Below are 22,971 nucleotides of genomic sequence, written 5' to 3' on the forward strand. Positions count from 1 at the left end.
CCTCACCCGCCGGCCTTTGGCCGTCGACCTCTCCCCATGGGAGAGGTGAGAATTCGTGCGATCCGTGACCATGGCTGGACGCGTATCGGTAAGGGAGGAAAAAGCAAAACGATGCTGCCGCAGGAAATCATTCGCGCCAAGCGCGAGGGCGAGGTGCTGCCCGCCGAGGCGATCCGCTTCATGGTCGAGGGCCTGACTTCGGGCTCTGTCTCCGAGGGCCAGGTCGCCGCCTTCGCCATGGCGATCTTCTTCCGTGGCATGACGCGGGACGAGGCGGTGGCGCTGACGCTCGCCATGCGTGATTCCGGGTCGGTGCTCGACTGGTCCGAGCTCGACGGACCGGTCGTCGACAAGCATTCGACCGGCGGCGTCGGCGACAATGTCTCGCTGATGCTGGCGCCCGCCGTGGCGGCCTGCGGCGTCTATGTGCCGATGATCTCCGGCCGTGGCCTCGGCCACACCGGCGGCACGCTCGACAAGTTCGATTCCATCCCCGGCTATCGCAGCCAGCCCGACCTCGACCTGTTCCGCAAGGTGGTCAAGGAATGCGGCACGGCGGTGATCGGCCAGACGGCGGATCTCGCGCCCGCCGACAAGCGCCTCTACGCCATCCGCGACGTCACCGCGACGGTCGAGTCGATCCCGCTCATCACCGCCTCGATCCTGTCGAAGAAGCTCGCCGCCGGCCTGCAGGGCCTCGTCCTCGACGTCAAGACCGGCACCGGCGCCTTCATGGCCAGCCACGCTGACGCCCGCGCGCTGGCAAAGAGCCTGGTCGAGGTGGCGAACGGCGCGGGGGTGCGGACGACGGCGCTGATCACCGACATGAACGAGCCGCTGGCGTCGGCCGCCGGTAACGCGCTCGAGGTCCGCAACGCCGTTCACTATCTCACCGGCGCGGCGCGAGACCCGCGCCTGCACGAGATCACCGTGGCGCTCGGCGCCGAAATGCTGATCACCGCCGGCCGGGCCGATGGCGTCAGCGCCGCGCGCGACCGCATCGAGACGGCGATCGCCTCCGGCCATGCGGCCGAGATTTTCGGCCGCATGGTGGCCGGCCTCGGCGGCCCCGCCGATTTCGTCGAGCGCGTCGACGACTACCTGCCGAAGGCGGCGGTCGTCCGCGACGTGCTGGCCGAGGGGGATGGCCATGTCGCGGCGATCGACACCCGCGCCGTCGGCATCGCCGTGATCGAGCTCGGCGGCGGCCGCCGCGTCGCCAGCGACCCGATCGACCTCTCGGTCGGCTTCTCCGGTCTCGCCGGCATGGGAACGCGGGTCGATGCGCAGACGCCGCTTGCCCGCGTGCACGCCCGCAGCGAGGCGGAGGCCGAGCATGCCGCCCGGCTGCTGCGCGCCGCCTACCGCCTCGGCAGCCGCCCCGAAGTCACCGCGACGGTCTACGAACGCGTCGACGGCTGATTTCGCCGTCGCCTATCCGGCGGGCGAGAGGGCGGGCGGCCGTCCCTCTCCCGTCACGCTGTGCGTCTGGACCAGGATCGGCCGCACCTCGATGCTGCCCATCCGCGCCATGGGCGAGGCCTTGGCGACCGCGATCGCCTGATCCCGGTCATCCGCCTCGATGATCAGGAAGCCGCCGAGCATTTCCTTGGCCTCGGCGAAGGGGCCGTCGGTGACGGTGGCGCGCCCCGCCCGCACGCGCACGATGGCGGCGGTTGTCGGCGCCTGCAGCGGCCGCGCCAGGATCAGCCGGCCCGCCTGGCGCAGCGCCCAGTCCTGGGCGATCGTCTCGTCGGTGAGTTGGGCTTGCTCTTCGCTCGAGAGCGCCGCCATCGCGTCGCTGTCGACATAGACCAGACAGGCAAACTGCATCGGACCTCCCCTTTCGATCTCAGCGATATTCGAGGCTCGGATACCAGTCGGTGCCGCGGCCTTCCGGCGTCATGTCGAGGATGTTCCAGAGCGGCATCAGGTCGGGTGCGCCGCGCGGGTCCTGGCCGGGATCGGCCGTCTCGAACCCCATTTCGCCGGCCCAGAAATGGCGGATGGTGCCGTCGCGCCGGGTGAAGACGTTGAGGCCCGGCGAGTCGCCGTCGGCGGGATCGACGTAGTCGCGCGTATAGTCGCCGCTGATGTCGGAATAGAGCTTCAGCCCCTTCCAGCCGCGCTCCTGCTTGAACGCCCACAGCCGCTCGATCGGCGAGCGGGCGATCATGGCGAGCGCGACGCGCTGCTCGACGTCCTGCGCCTCGCCATCCCAGGCGCTCATCAGCGAGGTGCACATCGGGCAGGGGCGTTTTCGCTGCGGCCCGTACATGTAGCTGTAGACGACGAGGGTCTGCTTGTCGCCGAACAGGCCGGCGAAATCGACCGGCCCCAGTTCGCCATCGAACCGGTAGTCCCTGTCGACGATGCCGCCCGGCGGCAGGTCGCGCCGCAGCGCCGCCACCCGCTCGATCTGGCGACGCAGCTCGATCTCCTCCGCCAGCAGCGCCTGGCGGGCGCGGCGGTATGCGTCGCTTTCATTGCGGACGCGGTGGTCGTTGCGGGCGGCCAGCGCCATTGCCGGAACGAGGCCTGGCTGCGTGATCTGGTCGTGAGGCATGGTCCATCCCTTTCGCAGGTCTTTCCCCGGCGCCGGCCGAAACGGCCGCGCCTCCCTTGCACAACGAACGAGCCCGGCCCGGATCGACAGCGGCGGCGAAAAAACTATTCGGCCCATTCGCGATCGGTGGTGAAGGCGATGGTGAGCCAGCGATTGTGGCTCTCGTCGCCGATCGCCTCGCCGATCTCGTCGCGGATCCGGTCCCATTCCTCCAGCCGCCGCGCCGGGCCGTCGCGGGCGACGATGAAATAGATCTCGATCTGCTTGGCGCGGCCCACCTTGGCGACATAGGCGCGGTAGCCGAGAAAGCCATGCCGCGCCACCGTCTCCTTCGCCACGCCGTCGACCTGCTCTTTCAGGTCGGGCGGGGTCAGCAGCAGCATGTCGGCGACGGCCTGCCGCACCGTGCCGATCGGGATCGGGATGATGGCGGCGCTGATCACCGCGAGCGCGACCGGATCGATATAGGGCGAGATCCATTCGAGCATCGTGTTCTCGACGCCATAGCCGATGGCGAAGGCGACGAGCAGCGCGCCGCTGATCGCGCCCGACATCACCCAGGAATGGATGTCGGGTTTCAGGAAGTCGGACTGGATTTTCCGGTTGGCGCGCCAGTCGATCGTCGCCATGACGAGGCAGATCAGAAGCGTCGTCGCGGCATAGGCGATGGCGAAGCCGAATTCGAGCTCGCGGCCGCCGCCCTGGATCGAGAGGAGGGCGTTGATCAGCGCGTAGATGGCGACGATGATCAGGATGGTGCCGTTCAACCCGAGCACGATCGGCTCGAGATGCCAGAAGCCCATGGTGAAGCGGTTGCGCAGCTTGCCGGAAAGTGCGTCGCGCTTCGCCGATTGCACGATCAGGTGCGAGACGCCGAGCGCCACCGTCGTCATGCCGGCGTCGGCCAGCGAATAGACGCCGTCGAAGGCGATCGAGAACGAGCCCGAGAGCAGGCCGAACACGATGCCGAACGTCGCGACGAGGAAGGTGACGACGATCGAGGCACGCAGCACGCCCTGCTCGGTCAAATGGCTTCTCCTGCTCCCCGGTCGCCGGATCGCAACCGGAGCGGGAGCTTAGCGATCCCCGGGGCGCGATGCACGCCCGTCCGGCTCAGGCGAGAAAGCCGCGCAGCAGCACATAGAGCCCGACGGTGATCACGACGCCGGCGAAGATCCGGCCGAGCAGCGCCTTGCGGTTGGCGAGCTTGCCGCCGATCGCCGCGCCGCCCAGCCCGCCGGCGAGGCCGCCGAGGATGAAGACGAGCGCCAGCCGCCAGTCGACCAGCCCGCTCGCCGCATAGCTCGACGCCGTCGCCGCGCCGAAGGCGCTGACCGCCACCAGCGAGGTGCCGATGGCGAAGGGGAGCGGCATGCCGGTCGCCAGCATCAGCCCCGGCACGATCAGGAAGCCGCCGCCGATGCCGAAGAAGCCGGAAAGCGCGCCGACGCCGAAGCCGGCCGCGATCAGCCGCGGCAGCAGCCGCCAGGCCGTCGATGCCTGGAGGCGGATGTCGGGATCGCCGGCCGCGCCGCGCCGGCGCAGCATGACGAAGCCGACCGCCACCATCAGCGCGCCGAACAGCATCAGCAGCCTCTCGCCGTCGACCGCCTTGGCGAGTTCCGAGCCGGCGAGCGCGCCGAGGACGCCGGCGGCGGCGAAGACCGCGCCGCAGCGCCACTTCACCCGGCCGGCCCGCCAGTGCGGGAAGAGATTGGCGAAGGCGCTGACGGCGACGGCGACCGTGCCGGTGCCGATCGCGACATGCGGCGAGGCGACGCCGACGCCATAGACCAGGAACGGCACGGCGAGGATGGATCCGCCGCCGCCGACCAGGCCGAGGATGAAGCCGACCACCGAGCCGAAGCCGATGGCGAGCCCGTCTGTGCCATGGATCATCGCCGTTGCCTCATCCCGTGGTGATGGCCGCCGTCGCGGCGGGCCGGTTCCAGGGCGCGTGCCGGAGCAGCCGCGCCATGGCGCAGGTGCCGGTGGCGCCGGCGAACACCAGCCCGGCGCCGACGAAGGCGGAAAGCGCGTAGAAGCCCGGATGCACGAAGGCGCCGAGCGCCGCGCCGGCGACAACCAGGCTGCCGGCCGCGATCTGCACCTGCCGCATCAGTTCGAGCGGCTGGCGCCTGTCGGCGATCGCGGCGTGGCCGGCCTTCTTCCAGGCGTCGAGCCCGCCCTCGATGCGGAAGGCGGGACGGCCGGCGGCGGCGGCGAGCCGCTCGGCATGCGCCGTGGTGCGGGCGCCGGAGCGACAGGTGAAGATGATGGCGCGCTCGTCCGGCAGCGCCAGCGCGGAAAGCGCGCTGAGCGGCCGCGACAAGGCGCCGGCGATCTTCTCGCGGCGATATTCGTCGGCCTCGCGGATATCGACGAGGAGGGCGCCGGCGGCGACGAGTTCGGCCGCCCGGTCAGCGGAGATCGGGGTCAGGGACATGGCTCTTCTTTCTGTTCAGGGGGAGGGGATCAGCCGGCCGGCTTGTCCCGGCAATAGAGGCGGTGCAGCAGCGCCATCATCTCCTCGATGCGCGGATCGGCGATGCGGTACCAGAGCGTCTGGCCGTCGCGGCGGAAGGCGACGATGTTCTCGTCGCGCATGCGCGCCAGATGCTGCGACAGCGCCGACTGGCCGAGGCCGACGGCGTCGGCGAGCGCGCCGACCGTCATCTCGCCATGCTCCACCAGCTTGCAGAGCATCATCAGCCGCTTCTCGTTGCCGAGCGCGCGCAGGAGATCGGCAACCTGAAGCGCATTCGCTTCGAAGGCGGAGAGGTCGAGGAAGACGGCCATTTGTCGGCTCCTTACATTAGCTGTTGCTAAATTAGATATCGCTAATATATATGTCAAGCACCAACCCGATGGAGTTGCCGACATGAAGACCGAAACCCTGAAGTCAGCCCCGGTCGCCGCCAGCGCGCCGGAAATCCGCGCCTTCTTCGACGAGCCGACCCATACGATCAGCTATCTCGTCGCCGACCCGGCCACGCGAAAAGCCGCCGTCATCGACCCCGTGCTCGATTATGACGCCGCCTCCGGCACGGTGGACACCCGCTCGGTCGAGGCGATCCTCGCCGCCGCTGCGAAGGCCGGTTACGAGATCGTCTGGGCGCTGGAGACGCATGCCCATGCCGACCATCTCTCCGGCGCCCCCTTCATCAAGGCGCGGACGGGCGCGAAAATCGGCATCGGCGAGCACATCAAGGACGTGCAGCGGATTTTTCGCCCCGTTTTCAACGCCACCGACCTGAAGACCGACGGCAGCGATTTCGACCATCTCTTCGCCGATGGCGAGCGCTTCCGGATCGGCGAGCTGGAAGCGTCGGTGCTGCATACGCCCGGCCACACCCCGGCCGATATCGTCTATCGCGTCGGCGACGCCGCCTTTGTCGGCGATACGCTGTTCATGCCGGATTACGGCACGGCGCGGGCGGATTTTCCCGGCGGCGACGCGCGCACGCTCTATCGCTCGATCCGCCGCCTGCTTGACCTGCCGGGCGAGACGCGGCTCTTCCTCTGCCATGATTACAAGGCGCCGGGCCGCGATCACTATGCCTGGGAGACGACGGTGTCGGCGCAGCGCGCCGCCAATGTCCATGTCGGCGCCGGCACGAGCGAGGCGGATTTTGTGGCGCTGCGCGAAGCGCGCGACGCCACCCTCTCGGCCCCGACGCTGCTTCTGCCGTCGATCCAGGTCAACATCCGCGCCGGCCGTTTTCCGGAGGCCGAAAGCAACGGCGTGCGGTACCTGAAAATCCCGGTCAAGGCGGCGGGTGGGGTGGTGCTCGGGTAGGGTAGGGAAGGACGCATCGTCCGGGCCGTGCAGCGCGTGGCGGCGCGGTCCGGGGGACGCAAGCGGAGATGGCTCACCGAATCTTAGCGGTCAGACCAACAGGGCCTTTCTGATCAACTGGGCTTCTCGGAACGGTCTTCCTCGACGCCTTCCAATAAGACCAAGCACTTCTATGTTTCGTAGAAAACTCATATCACGGACATTGCTGATATTCGGATTGCGCCGATGTGCAAAACCCATCAATTGAATCTCAAGCCATTCAATTTCACGACGCTTGCTGGATGCGGCTTTGCTAAAGCGATCACTTCCGTCGGTGATCAGGGGGAACAGAAATATTACCGGCCTTCCGGTCTGTTTTTTCAGGCAGTCATTGTATATATTTTGCTTATGCTCCTGAAAGATCTCTCCTCTAAATCCCAATTTGGCCCTAGTCATTCCGACATACCAAGGCCTGATTTTTTCGCCATGTCGAATGCAGAACAAGTAGCATCCAATTGCGGTCGAGATTCCCTCTGAGTCTGGAAGCTCCTCTATTCCGCGCCAAAAATCACTTTGCCGTCCGTTGATTTTACCACCCGAGCGCGGGATCTCATACGGCCCATATGTTGCAAAGTACGACATCCGCTGAATTCCCCCTTGAGTCGCGGCATTCGAATTTCAACTAAGGCAGGTCAATATTCTACGATTTTCGGATCAGTTCGATATCAATAAGTCATTGAATGATCACCAGAAGCGCTAGTATCGCGCTTCTAATTTATATTCGCCTGCGGGATGTAGTTCTGCGGCGTGCGGGAGTGCGCCCAACTGGTGCGGATGGGATTTAGTGCTTTGGCTGCATTCCCTTCCAATCTCCCGCCCTGACGTACGCCCCTCAAATTTCGGTTCCGCTCGCTCGGCCTTTCGCCTAAAACAGGCGCGGGCCGGCTTGACCGGCGCGTTGCAGACATCGCTCGCGACCGTTCGCGAGATCAGGGACGGAGACATCTATGACCAGCGGCGCCATCTATCCGAGCCTCAGGGACCGGACCGTGCTCGTTACCGGCGGCGGCAGCGGAATCGGCGAGGCCATCGTCCGCCACTTCGTCGCCCAGGGCTCGAAGGTCGGCTTCCTCGACATCAACGCCGAGGCCTCGGAAGCCCTTGCAAAGGAGCTTTCCGCCACCGGCACCGTGCATTTCGAGAAGTGCGACCTGCGCGACATCGCGGCGCTGCGCCAGGCGATCGCCAATGTGCGCGAAAAGCTTGGGGCCATCACCATCCTGATCAACAACGCCGCGCACGACCAGCGCCACAAGCTGGAAGACGTGACGCCCGAATATTGGGACGAGCGCTACCAGGTCAACATCCGCCACCAGTTCTTCGCGGCGCAGGCCGTCGTCGAGGACATGAAGGCCGCCGGCAAGGGCGCCATCATCAACATGGGCTCGACCTCCTGGATGATCGGCCAGGGCGGCATGCCGGCCTATACCTCGGCGAAATCGGCCGTGCAGGGTCTTACCCGCGGCCTCGCGCGTGATCTCGGCCCGTTCAACATCCGCGTCTGCTCGGTCGTCCCCGGCTGGATCATGACGCAGCGCCAGATCGACCTCTGGCTGACGCCGGAAGCTGAGGTCGACCTGATGAACAAGCAGTGCCTGAAGCGCAAGCTCTTCCCGGACGACATCGCCAAGCCGGTGCTGTTCTTCGCCTCCGACGAGGCGTCGGGCTGCACCAACCAGAGCTACATCGTCGACGGCGGCTGGGTCTGAGCCCTTCTCGTTTTCGAAGAGGGCCGGCCGTCGCGCCGGCCCTTTTTTGTTTTTGGGGGCACGCTTGGAGTGCCGGGGCGATGTCGTTCACCTCTCCCAGGGGGAGAGGTCGGAGCGGAGCTCCGGGTGAGGGGATGCGATCTCACGGACGAGGCCTGAACCCCTCACCCGCCGCACTGCGTGCGTCGACCTCTCCCCGTGGGAGAGGTGAGGGGCTCGCCATGCCAGACATCCGGTTCGCCGTCATCCCCGCGAAAGCAGGGATGACGCGGAGAGGATGCGGGCAGACCCTAACCCCCCCTCTCGCGCGTGCGGGAGCGGGGGCGAGCCTTATTCCAGCCCTTCGAACAGCGCGGTGGAGAGATAGCGCTCGGCGAAGGAGGGGATGATGATGACGATGTTCTTGCCGGCGTTTTCCGGGCGCGCGCCGACCTTGAGCGCGGCGGCGACGGCGGCGCCGGACGAGATGCCGACCGGAATGCCCTCGATCCGCGCCACCTCGCGCGCCGTCGCAAGCGCCTCGGCGCTCGCCACCTGCACCACCTCGTCATAGATCGAGGTATCGAGCACGCCGGGGACGAAGCCGGCGCCGATGCCCTGGATCTTGTGCGGGCCGGGGGCGCCGCCGGAGAGCACCGGGCTCTCGGCCGGCTCGACCGCGATCACCTTCAGCGACGGCTTCCTCGGCTTCAGCACCTGGCCCACGCCTGTGATGGTGCCGCCGGTGCCGATGCCGGAGACGAGGATGTCGATGCCGCCATCGGTGTCGTTCCAGATCTCCTCCGCCGTGGTGGCGCGGTGGATCGCCGGGTTGGCCGGGTTCTGGAACTGCTGCGGGATGACGGCGTCGCCGATCTCGGCCTTCAGCTCCTCGGCGCGGGCGATGGCGCCCTTCATGCCCTTGGCGCCCTCGGTCAGCTCCAGCTCGGCGCCGAGCAGCTTCAGCATCTTGCGCCGTTCGATCGACATCGTCTCCGGCATCACCAGGATCAGCCGGTAGCCGCGCGCCGCGGCGACGAAGGCGAGCGCGATGCCGGTATTGCCGGAGGTCGGCTCGATCAGGGTCGACTTGCCGCGCGTGATCCGGCCTTCGGCCTCCATCGCGTCGATCATGGCGACGCCGATGCGATCCTTGACCGAGGCGATCGGATTGAAGAATTCGAGCTTGGCCAAGAGGTTGGCCTTCACGCCCTTCTCGGCGGCGATGCGGTCGAGCCGGACGATCGGCGTGTCGCCGATCGTGTCGGTGATCGAGGCGTAGATCTTGCCGCGTCCGCGCTTGGTTGCTTCGGCCATTCGTTCCTCCTTAACCCGTTGGATTTGTGGCGGAAGTCTAGTCGAGCCCGGCGGCCGGGTCGAGCCTCGCCGGCTATTTGCCGCCGGTCGAGCCGAAGCCGCCGGCGCCGCGCGCCGTCTCCGTGGAGAATTCGGCGACCACCTCGAAACGCGGCCGCACCACCGGCACGAACATCATCTGGGCGATGCGGTCGCCGGGCTGGATCGCGATCGGCGCCGTGCCGGCGGCATTGCGGTTCCAGACGCTGACCAGAATGGGCCCTAGATAGTCGGCGTCGATCAGCCCGGTCGAATTGCCGAGCACGAGGCCCTGCTTGTGGCCGAGGCCGGAGCGCGGCAGGATCATCGCGGCGACGAACGGGTCGCGGATGAAGAGGGAGAGCCCGCTCGGGACCAGCACGGCCGGCGAGCCGGCCTCGATCGCAAGCGGCGCGTCGATGGCGGCGCGCAGGTCGATCGCCGCCGCCATGTCGCTCTGATAGGCCGGCAGGCCCCAGGCCTCGAGGCGCGGGTCGAGCACCTTCAGTTCGATGGTCGGCTGGTGCGGCACGGCGCGGTCCTCATGCTTAACAAGACGATAACGGGCCGTTAACGCGGCAGCGTGCCGGCGGCCCGGATGGCGGCGGAGAAATCGGGGCTGTCGCCGGCGGCGATTCCGAGCGCGCTGATCGCGGCGCGGGCGCGGAATTCCGCTTCGGTCAGGCCCGTCTCAAACCCTTGATTCTGATAGATATATCCGGGAAGATACCCGGAAAGCAGGATGCGGTAATCGAACGGCAGCGCCGGATCGAGCGCCCGGAGCAGGCGGAAGACCACCGTCGTGCAGTTGGTCGTGACCGTGTTGTAGAAGGTCGGCACGGTCGCAAGCCGGTTGCCGGTCTCGAGATAGGAGAGGAACAGCTCCCGCATGCCGGCCTGCGGCATGTGGATCGGGTAGCGATAGACGTCCTCGCCGCGGATATTGGTCCTGAGGCGGATGATGTCGCGCTCGTCGGCGGCGATCAGCGCCAGGTCGAATTCCTTGAAGAAGCCGCCGATCGAGGAGAAGCTCTCGCCCTTCTCCTTGCGGATTTCCGCTGAGAAGACAATATGTTCGCCGCCCTCGAAGCCGAAGGAGACGAGCGTGTGGGCGATCGCCGGGCTCGACCAGTAGGAGAGGAACAGGTCGACCGTCTCGAGCTTCGAGAGGTCGTAGGTCCGCGTCTGCCAGCGCGGCGTGAAGTCGGTCTCGCTCTTCCAGTCGAAGTCGCGGACGTCCTTCAGCGTGACGATGTCGCCGTCGCGCGTGCCGGTGACGATGTGCTCGACATCCGGCGCCCATTCATGGTCGAAGCTCGGCCGGATGCCCGCCCACCAGAGCGCGGCCGCGATCAGGGCGAGCCCATAGACGCCGCGCGAAATCCACGAACGCCTTGTTATCTCAAGGCAAAGCACGCCGAGCGCGAAGATCGCCCAGGCGCCGATGGCGAGCTTCAGCGCCGTCTGAGGCAGCGGCAGCTGGTACCAGAAGGCCATGCCGACCAGCACCGCCGTCAGCGCGATGGCGAGCCAGAGCAGCAGTCCTCCGAGCCAGAGCAGGAGGGTGCGAAGCGCGCGAATGATGCGTGCCTCCGGTCAGGCGGTGGGCGAAAGTCGGCCGGCGATCCAGTGCACGAGTCGGCGCGCCACCTCGTCCTTCGGCATCTGCGGCCAGCTCTCGATCCCCTCCGCCGTCACCAGATGCACGGTGTTGGCGCCGCCGCCCATGACGCCGGTCTCCGGCGAGACGTCGTTGGCGACGATGATGTCGGCGCCCTTGCGGCCGAGCTTTTTCTCCGCGTTTTCAAAGACATCGTCCGTCTCGGCCGCGAAACCGACGACGAGGCCGGGGCGCTGGTCCTTCAGGTGCGCGATGGTGGCGAGAATGTCGGGATTCTCGGTCACATGGAGAGGCGGCACGACGCCGGAGCCGTCCTTCTTCAGTTTCGACGTCGCCTCCTGCGCCGGGCGCCAGTCGGCGACGGCGGCGGCGAAGATGGCGATATCGGCCGGCAGCGCGGTTTCGACGGCGGCCAGCATGTCGCGCGCCGTCTCGACGCGGCGGACGGCGACACCGTCGGGATCCGGCAGGCCGACCGGTCCGGCCACCAGCGTCACGCGGGCGCCGGCCGCCGCCGCAGCAGCAGCGATGGCAAAGCCCTGCTTGCCGGAGGAACGGTTGGCGATGTAGCGGACCGGGTCGATCGGCTCGTGCGTTGGCCCGGCCGTGACCAGAACATGCTTTCCGGTCAAGGGCTTCGTCGCGTCGACCGTGTCGGTCTTGCTGCCGGGAAAATGCGCCTCGACGGCGGCGACGATGGCGAGCGGTTCGGCCATGCGCCCGGTTCCCGCCTCGCCGCTCTCGGCCATCTCGCCGCGCTCGGGGCCGGCGAGGCGGATGCCGTCGGCGAGAAGCGTCGCGACGTTGCGCTGGGTCGCCGGATGCGCCCACATGGCCGGGTTCATCGCCGGCGCGACGAGCACGGGCCGTTTCGTGGCGAGCAGGATTGCGCTGGCGAGGTCGTCGGCATGGCCGCCCGCCATCTTCGCCATCAGGTCGGCGGTGGCGGGCGCGACGACGATCAGGTCCGCCTCGCGGGCGAGCCGGATATGGCCGACATCCTGCTCGGATTCGCGGTCGAACAGGTCCGTGTAGACCGTGCCGCCGGCGAGCGCGCCGGCCGCGAGCGGCGTGATGAACTCGGTCGCGCCGCGGGTCATGACGACGCGCACCGTGGCGCCGCGCTCCTTCAGCCGGCGGATCAGGTCGAGGCTTTTGTAGGCTGCGATGCCGCCCGCTATGATGAGCAGGATGCGCTTGCCCCGAAGCGTCGCGTCAATATCCGCCATGATGCTTCCCCGCTCGATCTGGCGCGTCGATGCGCCGGATCAGGTGAACATATTCCAGGCTAGCAGCACAACCGCCACCCAGACGCCGATCGTCAGCCAGCGATTGCCGCGGCCCTCGGCGCGGCCGATCGCCTCGACGGTTTCCGGCGACAGCGTGATGCCGTCGCGCGTCGCGTCGCTCAGCTGCGCCGCGATCCGGGCACCGTTCTGCAGCAGCGCCGGCAGGCCCGTCGCGGCGCGGCCGAGATCGGCGATGCCGGAGCCCGCTTCCTGCAACTTGCCGAGCGGGCCGAGATTGCGCTCGATCCATTCGCGCACCACCGGCTCGGAGGCCGCCCACATGTCGAACTCGGGATCGAGCGAGCGGGCGACGCCTTCGACGACGACCATGGTCTTCTGCAGCATCAGCAGTTCCGGCCGCGTCTGCATGTCGAAGAGCTCGGTCACCTCGAACAGCAGCGTCAGCAGCTTGGCCATCGAGATGTCGCTGGCCGGCTGGCCGTGGATCGGTTCGCCGATGGCGCGCAGCGCCTGGGCGAAGTCTTCCGGCGCATGGCGGGCCGGGACATAGCCGGCTTCCATGTGCACTTCGGCGATGCGCAGATAGTCGCGCTTGATGAAGCCGTAGAGGATTTCGGCGAGGAAGCGCCGTTCGGCCTGGCCGAGCCGGCCCATGATGCCGAAGTCGACCGCGACGACGTCGCCGGCCGCGTCGACGAACAGGTTGCCCTGGTGCATGTCGGCATGGAAGAAGCCGTCGCGCATGGCGTGGCGCAGGAAGGCCTGCATCAGCCGCCGGGCGACCGCCTTCAGGTCATGGCCGGCCGCCTCGATGCCGGCGGGGTCCGAAAGCTTGACGCCGTCGATCCATTCGAGCGTCAGCACGTCGCGCGCCGTCCGCGCCCAGTCGACTTTTGGCACGCGGAAGCCGGGGTCGCCCTTCGTGCGCTCCGCCATTTCGGAGAGCGCCGCCGCCTCGAGGCGAAGGTCCATCTCCATCGAGACCGAACGGGCCAGCGTGTCGACGACGGCGATCGGCTTCAGTCGCTTCATCGCCGGATCGATCCGCTCAACCAGATGCGCGCCGGCATAGAAAGTCTCGAGGTCGCGGTGGAAGCGGGCGCGCACGCCCGGCCGCAGCACCTTGACCGCGACGGCGTGCCGGCTGCCATCGCGCTCGACCACCTCGGCCTTGTGCACCTGGGCGATCGAAGCGGCGGCGAGCGGCGGCGAGAACGAGGCGAAGATGGTCTCGACCGGCCGGCCGAAATTCTTCTCGATCACGACGCGCGCCGCGGGCTCGCCGAACGGCTCGATCTCGTCGCGCAACCGGCCGAGCGCATCGGCGACATCCTCGCCGACGAAATCGGGCCGGGTCGCCATGAACTGGCCGAGCTTCACATAGGAGGGGCCGAGCTTGTTGAGGGCGGCGGTGATCCGCTCGCCGCGATCCGCGTCGGCGGCAGAACGGCGCTCGAGCAGCCGGCCGAGCCGGACGCCGAGGCGGGCGCCGGAGGGCAGGTCGTCGATGTCGACGAGGCCGAACGCGCCTTCGCGCGCCAGAACGAAGCCTGCCGCGGCGAGGCGGAAGAGGGCGGCTATGCCGAGCGCCATCGCGTCAGATTTTCCAGCCCGAGTGGATGGCGGCGATGCCGCCCGTCAGATTGCGATAGGAGACCTTGGCGAAGCCCGCCTGCCGGATCATCTCGGCGAAGCGCTCCTGATGCGGGAAGCGGCGGATCGATTCGACCAGGTAGCGATAGCTTTCGGAATCACCGGCGACCACCTTGCCCATCGCCGGGATCAGGTTGAACGAATAGAAATCGTAGATCTTGTCGAGGCCGGGCACGTCGACGTCGGAGAACTCCAGGCAGAGGAAGCGGCCGCCCGGTTTCAGCACGCGGTGGGCCTCCCTCAGCGCCTGGTCGATGCGCGGCACGTTGCGGATGCCGAAGGCGATCGTATAGGCGTCGAAGCGGTTGCTCTCGAAGGGCAGCTCCTCGGCATTGCCCTCGACGAAGCTGACATGGTCGGCGAGGCCGCGCTTCTCGGCGCGCTCGCGGCCGACTTCCAGCATCGAGGCATTGATGTCGCAGACAGTGGCGGTCGCCGACTTGTGCGAGCGCTCGACGATGCGGAACGAGATGTCGCCGGTGCCGCCGGCGACATCGAGCACCTCGAAGGGGCGGTTGCGCGGCGGCGTCAGCCACGACACCATCGCGTCCTTCCAGACGCGGTGCAGCCCGGCCGACATGAAGTCGTTCATCAGGTCGTAGCGCGAGGCGACCTTGTGGAAGACGTCATTAACCATGCCCTGCTTGGCATCGACGTCGACATCGCGGAATCCGAAGGAGGCGCGGCCCGTTCCGGGCGTCTCGCTGCGAGATTCGGTCGCCATGGCGTCCCACTCCTTATATTACGCATGTGAGCCAGAGATCGCTTGGACGGGTCGCGCCGCGGAGAAGCGGCGCCCCCCCGCCCGATCTCGGGAAAATCGAAGTCCTTGATAACCGAAGCGCCCTTCATGCGCCACGGCCCCGACACCCGCAGAGTTGACGCAGCCTAAATGCCAGAACTTCCCGAGGTAGAAACCGTCCGCCAGGGCCTCGCCCCCGCCATGGAAGGCGCCGTGATCGACCGGCTGGAGCAGCGCCGGCCGGACCTGCGCTTTCCCTTTCCCGAGCGCTTCGCCGAGCGGCTGACCGGACGGCGCATCGACGGGCTGGGGCGGCGGGCCAAATATCTGCTTGCCGATCTCGACGACGGCAGCGTCGTCATCATGCATCTCGGCATGTCGGGCTCGTTCCGCGTCGAGGAGGGGCCGCTCGCCGAACCGGAGACGCCGGGCGCTTTCCATCATCCGCGCGGAAAAGCGCTGGCGCATGACCACGTCGTCTTCCATCTCTCGAACGGCAAGCGCGTCATCTATAATGACCCTCGCCGCTTCGGCTTCATGGATCTCGCCTCGCGCGCCGGCATCGAGACGGCGCGCCATCTCGCCGGCCTCGGCGTCGAGCCGGTCGGCAACGCCTTCGACGGCAAGGTCCTGCATCGCCTGTTCGAGGCGAAGAAGGCGCCGCTGAAGGCGGCCCTCCTCGACCAGGGCCTGATCGCCGGGCTCGGCAATATCTATGTCTGCGAAGCGCTCAACATGTCCGGCCTGTCGCCGGAGCGGGCCGCTGGCTCGCTCACCGCGAAAGCCGCCGACCGGCTGGCGGCGGCGATCCGCGAGGTGCTGGCGGCCGCGATCGCCGCCGGCGGCTCGTCGCTGCGCGACCACCGCCAGGCGAATGGCGAACTCGGCTATTTCCAGCATTCGTTCCGCGTCTACGACCGCGAGGGCGAACCCTGCCCGAAGCTCGACTGTTCCGGCGTCATCGAGCGCAAGGTGCAGTCCGGCCGCTCCACCTTCTTCTGCGCCACCTGCCAGAAATGATCTTCCTTCCGCGTGGCTCGCGGGAGGAGGGGAGCCGTCGCCCTTGAAGGTCCGGGACGCGTCGGCTAGGCGTTTGCCTCGATCTGCCCTTCGCGCCGCCCTCGCCGGCGGAGCAGGGCACAACCGGAAGAGCGGAGCGCGCCATGGCTTATGAGACCATCCTTGTCGAGACGCGGGACGCCGTCGGTCTCATCTGCCTGAACCGTCCCAAGGCGCTGAACGCGCTGAGCCGCCAGCTGATCGCCGATCTGAATGCCGCGCTCGACGCCTTCGAGGCGGACGACGCCATCGGCGCGATCGTGCTGACCGGATCCGAGAAGGCGTTCGCCGCCGGCGCCGACATCAAGGAGATGCAGGCGCTCGGCTATGTCGACGTCTTCCTCGACGATTTCGTCGCGCATTGGGAGCGGCTGTCGCGCGTGCGCAAGCCGGTCGTCGCGGCGGTCGCCGGCTTTGCGCTCGGTGGCGGCTGCGAGCTGGCGCTGATGTGCGATCTTGTCATCGCCGCTGACAACGCGAAATTTGGCCAGCCTGAGATCACGCTGGGCCTGATCCCGGGCGCCGGCGGCAGCCAGCGCCTCGCCCGCTCGGTCGGCAAGGCGAAGACGATGGACATGGTCCTGACCGGCCGGATGGTAGACGCGACCGAGGCGGAGCGGATCGGCCTGGTCTCGCGCGTCGTGCCGGCGGCCGAGCTGGTCGAGCAGGCGCTGGCGGCGGCGCAGAAGATCGCCGCGTTGTCGCGGCCGTCAGTGCTGATGGCCAAGGAGGCGGTCAACCGCGCCTTCGAAAGCCCGCTTTCCGAAGGCATCCGTACCGAGCGTCGGCTGTTTCATTCGCTCTTCGCCACCGAGGATGCGCGCGAGGGCATGGCGGCCTTTCTCGACAAGCGGCCGGCCGCGTTCCGCAACCGCTGAATCCGGCGCTTCCCGATTGACGCCGCGCGGGCAGACGACTATAAGCCCGCCATGAACCCGGGCGGCCGCGAAGCCGCCCCTTCCGTTTAGCCCGAATTCCGCGTGGGTTTGTGGCACGGAAAGTCCAACGAACCGCTTTTTCAGGAAGGCCCCTCATGGCCAATACGCCGTCCGCCAAGAAGGCGACCCGCAAGATTGCTCGCCGTGCCGAGGTCAACCGCACCCGTCGCAGCCGCATGCGCACCTTCATCCGCAAGGTTGAGGAGGCGATCGCTTCCGGCAACGCTGCCGCCGCCGCCGATGCGCTCAAGAGCGCCCAGCCGGAACTGATGCGCGCCGCCCAGAAGGGCGTGCTGCACAAGAACACCGCTTCCCGCAAGGTTTCGCGCCTTGCCGCTCGCGTGAAGGCGATCTCCGCCTGATCTCAGAGTTCTGGGGATTGACAAAAAGCCCGGCTTCGGCCGGGCTTTTTTGTTATGCGGGTAAGTGACTGCCTTGCCTCAGAAATGCCGTTTTGGCCATGGCGCGAGCGCCGACGGCCAGACTGCTTCGCAGCATTTGATAAACAAAATCAATGACTTGCGTTGCGGTCCGATCGGTCTCCATCGACTCGGGCGGATTCTGGGCGAGTCAAGAGGCGCAGGTCGAATATTTTTCGCCTGCTTCGGATCTTTTCTCGGTCCCGGCGGACGCCATCTGAACCCTTTGAGTCGTAAGGGATTCGGACGGGCTGGCGGGAGTGAGGGGGCGGAAGGCAGGGGGTGCGGCGCGGGGGCGCGGGCGAATCTTGGCCCATCGCCGTTGCGAGCCACCAACCCCCTGTGTATTTTCCTGTTCATGGAGACGGCGACAGCAGTCGTCCTCCGCCGGACGGGTGAGCCGGCCATTATTCAAACGGGCGTTTCTCGCCCCTGAAAGTTTAGGGGCGTACAGGCAGTGAAAGCGCGGACATTAAGTTTACTCTATATGTAGTGTTTATGCGTATTTAACTGCTTCCGCGTTCTGGAAGAACCTCCACCACCCTGTATCAACTTAGCGTTTTACACATAGCCCATGATCTGACGGTCATGTGCGTGAGGGGGCAGTATGTCTCGTTCGCCTGCCGGCAGCTTCGCCGGCGACGTTTCGGCCGATGAGGCTTGGGAAGGTCTTTCCAGCGAGCCGCAGTCGATGCTGATCGATGTTCGGACCCGGGCCGAGTGGGCCTATGTCGGCATCGTCGATCTGAGCGCGATCGGCAAGGAAACGCTGCTGGTGGAGTGGCAGAGCTACCCGACGATGGCGGTCAACGCCGACTTCGCCGAGGTGCTGGCGGCCGAGCTGGACCGGCGCGGCGTCGGCCGCGAGACGGCCCTGTATTTTCTGTGCCGGTCCGGCGCGCGCAGCCTCGCGGCGGCGAACGCCCTGGCCGATGCCGGTTACGACCGGTGCTTCAACATTGCCGGCGGCTTCGAAGGGCCGCTGGACGAGGGCCGACATCGTGGTTCCGTGGATGGCTGGAAAGCCGCGGGACTGCCTTGGGTCCAATCATGAATAGATGCCATTCGATACGAGAGGGGCTCAGATGCGCGACGACAGGACTGGCGAATTCGGATCGGGGGCTTCGGCCCTGCGGGCTCTCGCCGTCGATGAGGTTCAGCCGATGAGCGGTCGTGCCGATGCGGTGCTGTGGGAGCGCGTCAAGACGCGGCTCCGGACCGAGCTGGGCGAGGACGTCTTTTCGAGCTGGTTCGCCCGGGTCGAATTCGAGGGCGCTGATGGCGCCTCGGTCAACCTGTCGGTCCCGACCCGGTTCCTGAAGTCCTGGATCCAGTCGCATTATTTCGACAAGCTGCTTGGCCTCTGGACGGCGGAAGTCGACAGCGTGCGGCGCGTCGAGCTGGTGGTGCGCGGCGCTGTCCGTGCCCGCGCTCCGGCCAAGGTCGACAAACCGGTCGCGACGACCGCTGCGGCTCCGGCCGCGCCGACGCCGACCTTCATTCCCGCGGCCAGCGCCGCGCCCGTCCTCGCGCCGGCCAGCCCCGCCCGCGCCGAGGCCGATGGCGCCGGCTCGCCGGTCGACCCGCGCTTCACCTTCGAGACCTTCTGCGAGGGCGGCGCCAACCGCGTCGCCTATGCGGCGGCCCGCGCCGTCGCCGAGACGCCGGCCGGCCGGCCGACGCCCTATAACCCGCTCTATCTCCATGCCGGCGTCGGCCGCGGCAAGACGCATCTGCTGCATGCGATCGCCCAGGCGGCGCGCCGCGCCGATCCGAGCCGCAAGGTGGTCTACCTGACCGCCGAGCACTTCATGTTCCGCTTCGTCGCGGCGCTGAAGAACCAGTCGGCGATCGCCTTCAAGGAAAACCTTCGCGAGATCGACCTGCTCCTGATCGACGACCTGCAGTTCCTGCAGGGCAAGTCCGTGCAGCAGGAATTCTGCCACATGCTGAACGCGCTGATCGACGGCGCGCGCCAGGTGGTGGTGGCGGCCGACCGGCCGGCCGCCGAGCTCGAGACGCTCGACGAGCGCGTCCGTTCGCGCCTGCGCGGCGGCGTCGCCTTCGAGATCGGCTCGCCGGACCTGGATCTTCGTCGCGATATACTGAAGTCACGCTATGTGATTGCGCAGTCGCAGAACCCGGGCGTCGACGTTCCCGAGACCGTCATCGAATATGTCGCCCAGTCCGTGGTCTCGAACGGTCGCGACCTCGAAGGCGCGCTGAACCGCCTCGTGGCGCAGTGGCAGTTCACCAACCAGCCGGTGACGATGAGCTCGGCCGAGATCACGCTGCGCGATCTGGTCGGCGCTTCCGAGCCGCGCCGGGTGAAGATCGAGGACATCCAGAAGATCGTCTCGCGCCACTACAACGTCTCGAAGGCCGACCTTCTGTCGAGCCGGCGCACCCGCACCATCGTGCGCCCGCGCCAGATCGCCATGTATCTGTCGAAGACGCTGACGCCGCGCTCGCTGCCCGAGATCGGTCGCCGCTTCGGCGGTCGCGACCACACCACGGTGCTGCACGCCGTCCGCAAGGTCGAGGAGATGATGCAGGGCGACCAGCACCTGGCGGAAGAGATCGAATTGCTGAAGCGCATGATCGACGAATAGTCGAGACGGCGGGCCGGGCGGATCCATTCCGCCGGCCCGTTTCCGTCCCGGCTTTCGCCGCGCCTCGTCCATTCGCCGTGGAGGCCTTGCGTTCCGGTCTGGAACAAGCCAATTTCCACGGTCCGTACCGGACGCATGTCCGGCCTCTGTCGGTGCCGCCGCGCCATCCGCGCGGCTTTTCTGTCAAGGTTCCTGCGTTCCATGAGAGCGACCCTCGAGCGATCCAATCTCCTCAAGTCCCTCAACCACGTCCATCGCGTGGTCGAACGGCGGAACACGATCCCGATCCTCTCCAACGTCCTGCTGCGGGCCTCCGGTTCGGAACTGACGCTGAAGGCGACGGATCTCGACCTCGAGATCCTCGAGACCATCGCCGCCGACGTCGGTCGCCCCGGCGCGACCACCGTGCCGGCGCACATGCTCTACGACATCGTCCGCAAGCTGCCGGACGGTTCCGAGGTGGCGCTGGAGACCTCGGCCGACGGCCAGACGCTGACGGTCCGCTCGGGCCGCTCGAACTTCTCGCTGCAGATGCTGCCCGAGGCGGATTTCCCGGACCTGACTACCGGCGAATTCCCGATCCGCTTCGAGATGCCGGCCTCCGCCTTCAAGACGTTGATCGATCGCACCCAGTTCGCGATCTCGACGGAAGAGACCCGCTATTACCTGAACGGCATCTATCTGCACACGCCGACGATCGACGGCCGCACCGTGCTGCGCGCGGTGGCGACCGACGGCCATCGTCTCGCCCGGGCGCAGACCGCCGCGCCGGCCGGCTCCGAGGGCATGCCGGGCGTGATCGTGCCGCGCAAGGCCGTCGGCGAGATCCAGAAGCTGCTCGAGAACTCCGACGAGACGGCGACGATCGAGCTGTCCGAGACCAAGATCCGCGTTTCCTTCGGCGGCGTGGTGCTGACCTCGAAGCTGATCGACGGCACCTTCCCGGACTATGCGCGCGTGATCCCGCAGGGCAATGACAAGCTGCTCAAGGTCGACCGCGGCACCTTCTCGAACGCCGTCGACCGTGTCTCGACCATCGCCAGCGAACGCGGCCGCGCCGTCAAGCTGTCGCTCTCCTCCGAGGGCCGGCTGGCGCTCACCGTCAACAATCCGGATTCCGGCTCGGCGACGGAAGAACTCGACGTCGACTACGGCGCCGATCCCATCGATATCGGCTTCAATTCGCGCTACCTGCTCGACATTGCCGGACAGCTGAAGACGGCGACGGCGCTGTTCAAGCTGGCCGATCCCGGTTCGCCGACGCTGATCCAGGACGACGGCGACGAGGACGCGCTCTACGTCCTGATGCCGATGCGCGTGTGAGCCTGGTTTCCGAGGTTGCCCAGCCGCGCATCACGCGGCTGACGCTGGCCGATTTCCGCTCCTACACCCGCCTCGATGTCCCGATCGCCGGGCGGCTGGTGGCGCTTTCGGGCGAGAACGGCGCCGGCAAGACCAATCTTCTCGAAGCGATCTCGCTGCTGGCGCCCGGACGCGGCCTGCGCCGGGCCGACATGGCCGATATGGCGCGGATCGGCGGCGGTGGCGGATTCGTCGTCGCGGTCGATCTCGACACGGCGAACGGGCCGGTCCGCCTCGGCACGGCGCTCGACGGCCAGCCGCCGTCGCGCCGCTGCCGCATCGACGGCGCGCCGGTCTCCTCCGCCACCGCCTTTGCCGAATATCTCCGCATCGTCTGGCTGACGCCGACGCTCGACGGCCTCTTCACCGGGCCGGCCGGCGACCGTCGCCGCTTCCTCGATCGGCTCGTGCTCGCGGTCGACGCCCAGCATGGCGCCCGCGTCAACGCGTTCGAAAAGGCCGTGCGCGGCCGCAATCGCCTGCTCGAGGATCCCGCGCCAGATCGCGCCTGGCTCGACGGGCTGGAGGCCGAGATCGCCGAGATCGGCGTTGCGGTCGCCGCGGCGCGCAAGGAGACGGCCGAGCGCCTCGCCGGCCTGATCTCCGAGGAGCGCGACGACGCCTCGCCGTTCCCGTTCGCCGTGCTGGCGCTGGAGGGCGATGTCGAGGGCTGGATCGGCGAGGGTCCCGCCGTCGAGGCCGAGGACCGCTACCGTGCCGCGCTGCGCAATGGCCGTGCCCGCGATCGCGCCGCCGGCCGCACCCTGGTCGGTCCGCAGGCGAGCGATCTCGTCGTCCGCCATGGCCCGAAGGACGTGCCCGCCGGCCGAGCCTCGACCGGCGAGCAGAAGGCGCTTCTGGTCGGCATCGTGCTGGCTCATGCCCGCCTCGTTGCGCGGATGAGCGGGCTGGCGCCGATCGTGCTGCTCGACGAGATCGCCGCGCATCTCGACCAGCGTCGCCGGGCCGCGCTGTTCGAGGCACTGGACAGGCTGGGCGGACAGGTGTTCATGACCGGCGCCGATCCGGCGCTCTTCGCCGAATTGCCGCAATCGGCGCAGATCTTCACGGTGACGCCGGGTCGCGTCGAGCCGTTTTCGGGCGAGGGGTGAGATGACAGGACTTTCGATCTCGGGACTGGCTTTGTTCGCCGCCGCGCTGGCCGTCGCCGCCTTCGCGCCCGGCCCGGGCATCGCCGCGATCGTCGCCCGCGTGCTCGGTCGCGGCCGCCCCGGCGCCGTCGCGTTCACCGCCGGCATGGCGATCGGCGACATCGTCTGGCTGACCCTCGCCGTGCTCGGTCTCGCCGTCGTGGCGCAGACCTTCCACGAGGTGTTCGCCGTCATCAAATATGCCGGCGCCGCCTATCTGCTCTACATCGCCTGGAAGATGTGGAAGGCGCCCGCCGCCGCGCCCGACCTCGCCCCGGTGACGACGCGCGAGAGCCGGGTGAAACTGTTCTTCGCCGGGCTCGCCGTCTGCCTCGGCAACCCGAAGACGATGGTGTTCTACCTGGCACTGCTGCCCTCGATCCTCGACATCAACAAGATCGACGGCCTCGCCTTCCTGGAACTCGCCACGGTCACGCTGACGGTCGTCGGCGGCGTCTTCGCTTTCTATGTCCTGGTGGCGCTGCGCGCGCGCCGGCTGATCACCAGTTCGAAGGCGGTGCGGCTCGTCAATCGCGGCAGCAGCGTCGTCATGGCCGGCGCGGCGGTGGCGATCGCCTCGCGCTAGATCGTTTTCGAGCGAAGGGGATGCCGGTTCGCGTGAAGAAAACGCGACCCAACAAAGAGCTGGGCGCCAGACGGATCGCCGCGCCCCGGCTTTCGCGCGTGTAAGCCGGCTGTCGAGCGGTTAGCATTGGCGCGAAAACGAATCACTCCCG

At 67.6% G+C, this 22,971-nt stretch carries 24 protein-coding genes; 11 read left to right on the top strand and 13 right to left on the bottom strand.

The window, feature by feature from the left end:
* Window positions 1-111 precede the first annotated feature (111 nt).
* Window positions 112-1,422, top strand: coding sequence for a thymidine phosphorylase (deoA, locus tag WFK98_RS19240; RefSeq protein WP_336801340.1), 1,311 nt, complete (start codon window positions 112-114; stop codon window positions 1,420-1,422).
* Window positions 1,423-1,434: 12 nt separating this feature from the next.
* On the opposite strand, the gene WFK98_RS19245 is transcribed toward deoA, so the two are convergent.
* The 6 genes from WFK98_RS19245 to WFK98_RS19270 form a co-directional block, all read right to left on the bottom strand.
* Entirely contained in the window at window positions 1,435-1,833 is a 399-nt protein-coding gene (locus tag WFK98_RS19245; protein WP_336801341.1) for a YciI family protein, read from the bottom strand.
* Window positions 1,834-1,852: 19 nt separating this feature from the next.
* Window positions 1,853-2,566, bottom strand: a complete 714-nt coding sequence (locus WFK98_RS19250) for a DUF899 family protein (protein WP_336801342.1) — start codon at window positions 2,564-2,566, stop codon at window positions 1,853-1,855.
* 104 nt (window positions 2,567-2,670) lie between these two features.
* Window positions 2,671-3,594 carry a cation diffusion facilitator family transporter gene (locus WFK98_RS19255; RefSeq protein ID WP_336801343.1) on the bottom strand — a complete coding sequence of 308 codons (924 nt, stop codon included), beginning with the start codon at window positions 3,592-3,594 and terminating at the stop codon, window positions 2,671-2,673.
* Between the two features lie 85 nt (window positions 3,595-3,679).
* Complete coding sequence (locus tag WFK98_RS19260; RefSeq protein WP_336801344.1) at window positions 3,680-4,465, bottom strand: sulfite exporter TauE/SafE family protein; 786 nt, start codon at window positions 4,463-4,465, stop codon at window positions 3,680-3,682.
* Between the two features lie 10 nt (window positions 4,466-4,475).
* The gene (locus WFK98_RS19265; RefSeq protein WP_336801345.1) at window positions 4,476-5,012 is read right to left on the bottom strand and encodes a rhodanese family protein; all 537 of its coding nucleotides are present in this window, start codon (window positions 5,010-5,012) and stop codon (window positions 4,476-4,478) included.
* Window positions 5,013-5,041: 29 nt separating this feature from the next.
* Window positions 5,042-5,365, bottom strand: coding sequence for an ArsR/SmtB family transcription factor (locus WFK98_RS19270; RefSeq protein WP_336801346.1), 324 nt, complete (start codon window positions 5,363-5,365; stop codon window positions 5,042-5,044).
* 82 nt (window positions 5,366-5,447) lie between these two features.
* Here WFK98_RS19270 and WFK98_RS19275 point away from each other — a divergent pair, with 82 nt between their 5' ends.
* Entirely contained in the window at window positions 5,448-6,365 is a 918-nt protein-coding gene (locus WFK98_RS19275; protein WP_336801347.1) for an MBL fold metallo-hydrolase, read from the top strand.
* A gap of 90 nt (window positions 6,366-6,455) precedes the next feature.
* On the opposite strand, the gene WFK98_RS19280 is transcribed toward WFK98_RS19275, so the two are convergent.
* Complete coding sequence (locus WFK98_RS19280; protein WP_336801348.1) at window positions 6,456-6,986, bottom strand: hypothetical protein; 531 nt, start codon at window positions 6,984-6,986, stop codon at window positions 6,456-6,458.
* Between the two features lie 365 nt (window positions 6,987-7,351).
* Here WFK98_RS19280 and WFK98_RS19285 point away from each other — a divergent pair, with 365 nt between their 5' ends.
* Window positions 7,352-8,113: an SDR family NAD(P)-dependent oxidoreductase gene (locus tag WFK98_RS19285; protein WP_336801349.1), complete on the top strand. Its 762-nt coding sequence runs from the start codon at window positions 7,352-7,354 to the stop codon at window positions 8,111-8,113.
* A 330-nt stretch (window positions 8,114-8,443) separates the two neighbouring features.
* On the opposite strand, the gene cysK is transcribed toward WFK98_RS19285, so the two are convergent.
* From cysK to ubiE, 6 genes are all read right to left on the bottom strand, one after another.
* Window positions 8,444-9,409: a cysteine synthase A gene (gene cysK, locus WFK98_RS19290; protein ID WP_266336815.1), complete on the bottom strand. Its 966-nt coding sequence runs from the start codon at window positions 9,407-9,409 to the stop codon at window positions 8,444-8,446.
* Between the two features lie 73 nt (window positions 9,410-9,482).
* A complete protein-coding gene (gene dut / locus WFK98_RS19295) occupies window positions 9,483-9,959 on the bottom strand; it encodes a dUTP diphosphatase (protein ID WP_336801350.1) in 477 nt (158 codons plus the stop codon).
* Window positions 9,960-9,997: 38 nt separating this feature from the next.
* Entirely contained in the window at window positions 9,998-10,924 is a 927-nt protein-coding gene (locus tag WFK98_RS19300; protein ID WP_336801351.1) for an Lnb N-terminal periplasmic domain-containing protein, read from the bottom strand.
* 99 nt (window positions 10,925-11,023) lie between these two features.
* Window positions 11,024-12,277: a bifunctional phosphopantothenoylcysteine decarboxylase/phosphopantothenate--cysteine ligase CoaBC gene (coaBC, locus tag WFK98_RS19305; RefSeq protein WP_336801352.1), complete on the bottom strand. Its 1,254-nt coding sequence runs from the start codon at window positions 12,275-12,277 to the stop codon at window positions 11,024-11,026.
* 39 nt (window positions 12,278-12,316) lie between these two features.
* Window positions 12,317-13,891: a 2-polyprenylphenol 6-hydroxylase gene (ubiB, locus tag WFK98_RS19310; RefSeq protein WP_336801353.1), complete on the bottom strand. Its 1,575-nt coding sequence runs from the start codon at window positions 13,889-13,891 to the stop codon at window positions 12,317-12,319.
* Between the two features lie 4 nt (window positions 13,892-13,895).
* The gene (ubiE, locus tag WFK98_RS19315) at window positions 13,896-14,675 is read right to left on the bottom strand and encodes a bifunctional demethylmenaquinone methyltransferase/2-methoxy-6-polyprenyl-1,4-benzoquinol methylase UbiE (protein ID WP_336801354.1); all 780 of its coding nucleotides are present in this window, start codon (window positions 14,673-14,675) and stop codon (window positions 13,896-13,898) included.
* A gap of 168 nt (window positions 14,676-14,843) precedes the next feature.
* Here ubiE and mutM point away from each other — a divergent pair, with 168 nt between their 5' ends.
* From mutM to WFK98_RS19355, 8 genes are all read left to right on the top strand, one after another.
* On the top strand, window positions 14,844-15,713 hold the full coding sequence (mutM, locus tag WFK98_RS19320) for a bifunctional DNA-formamidopyrimidine glycosylase/DNA-(apurinic or apyrimidinic site) lyase (RefSeq protein ID WP_336801355.1): 870 nt from the start codon (window positions 14,844-14,846) through the stop codon (window positions 15,711-15,713).
* Window positions 15,714-15,856: 143 nt separating this feature from the next.
* Entirely contained in the window at window positions 15,857-16,630 is a 774-nt protein-coding gene (locus WFK98_RS19325; RefSeq protein WP_336801356.1) for an enoyl-CoA hydratase, read from the top strand.
* Between the two features lie 155 nt (window positions 16,631-16,785).
* On the top strand, window positions 16,786-17,052 hold the full coding sequence (rpsT, locus tag WFK98_RS19330) for a 30S ribosomal protein S20 (protein ID WP_266336823.1): 267 nt from the start codon (window positions 16,786-16,788) through the stop codon (window positions 17,050-17,052).
* A 664-nt stretch (window positions 17,053-17,716) separates the two neighbouring features.
* On the top strand, window positions 17,717-18,163 hold the full coding sequence (locus WFK98_RS19335) for a rhodanese-like domain-containing protein (RefSeq protein WP_266336824.1): 447 nt from the start codon (window positions 17,717-17,719) through the stop codon (window positions 18,161-18,163).
* Window positions 18,164-18,272: 109 nt separating this feature from the next.
* Window positions 18,273-19,721, top strand: coding sequence for a chromosomal replication initiator protein DnaA (dnaA, locus tag WFK98_RS19340; protein ID WP_266336825.1), 1,449 nt, complete (start codon window positions 18,273-18,275; stop codon window positions 19,719-19,721).
* Window positions 19,722-19,922: 201 nt separating this feature from the next.
* Entirely contained in the window at window positions 19,923-21,044 is a 1,122-nt protein-coding gene (dnaN, locus tag WFK98_RS19345) for a DNA polymerase III subunit beta (protein ID WP_266336826.1), read from the top strand.
* Window positions 21,041-22,195, top strand: coding sequence for a DNA replication/repair protein RecF (recF, locus tag WFK98_RS19350; RefSeq protein WP_336801357.1), 1,155 nt, complete (start codon window positions 21,041-21,043; stop codon window positions 22,193-22,195). The genes dnaN and recF overlap by 4 nt, the downstream gene beginning before the upstream one ends.
* A 1-nt stretch (window position 22,196) precedes the next feature.
* Complete coding sequence (locus WFK98_RS19355; RefSeq protein WP_266336828.1) at window positions 22,197-22,820, top strand: LysE family translocator; 624 nt, start codon at window positions 22,197-22,199, stop codon at window positions 22,818-22,820.
* The last annotated feature ends 151 nt before the right edge of the window (window positions 22,821-22,971 follow it).

The sequence above is a fragment of the Kaistia sp. MMO-174 genome (genome assembly GCF_037147815.1).
Taxonomy (GTDB): Bacteria; Pseudomonadota; Alphaproteobacteria; order Rhizobiales; family Kaistiaceae; genus Kaistia; species Kaistia nematophila.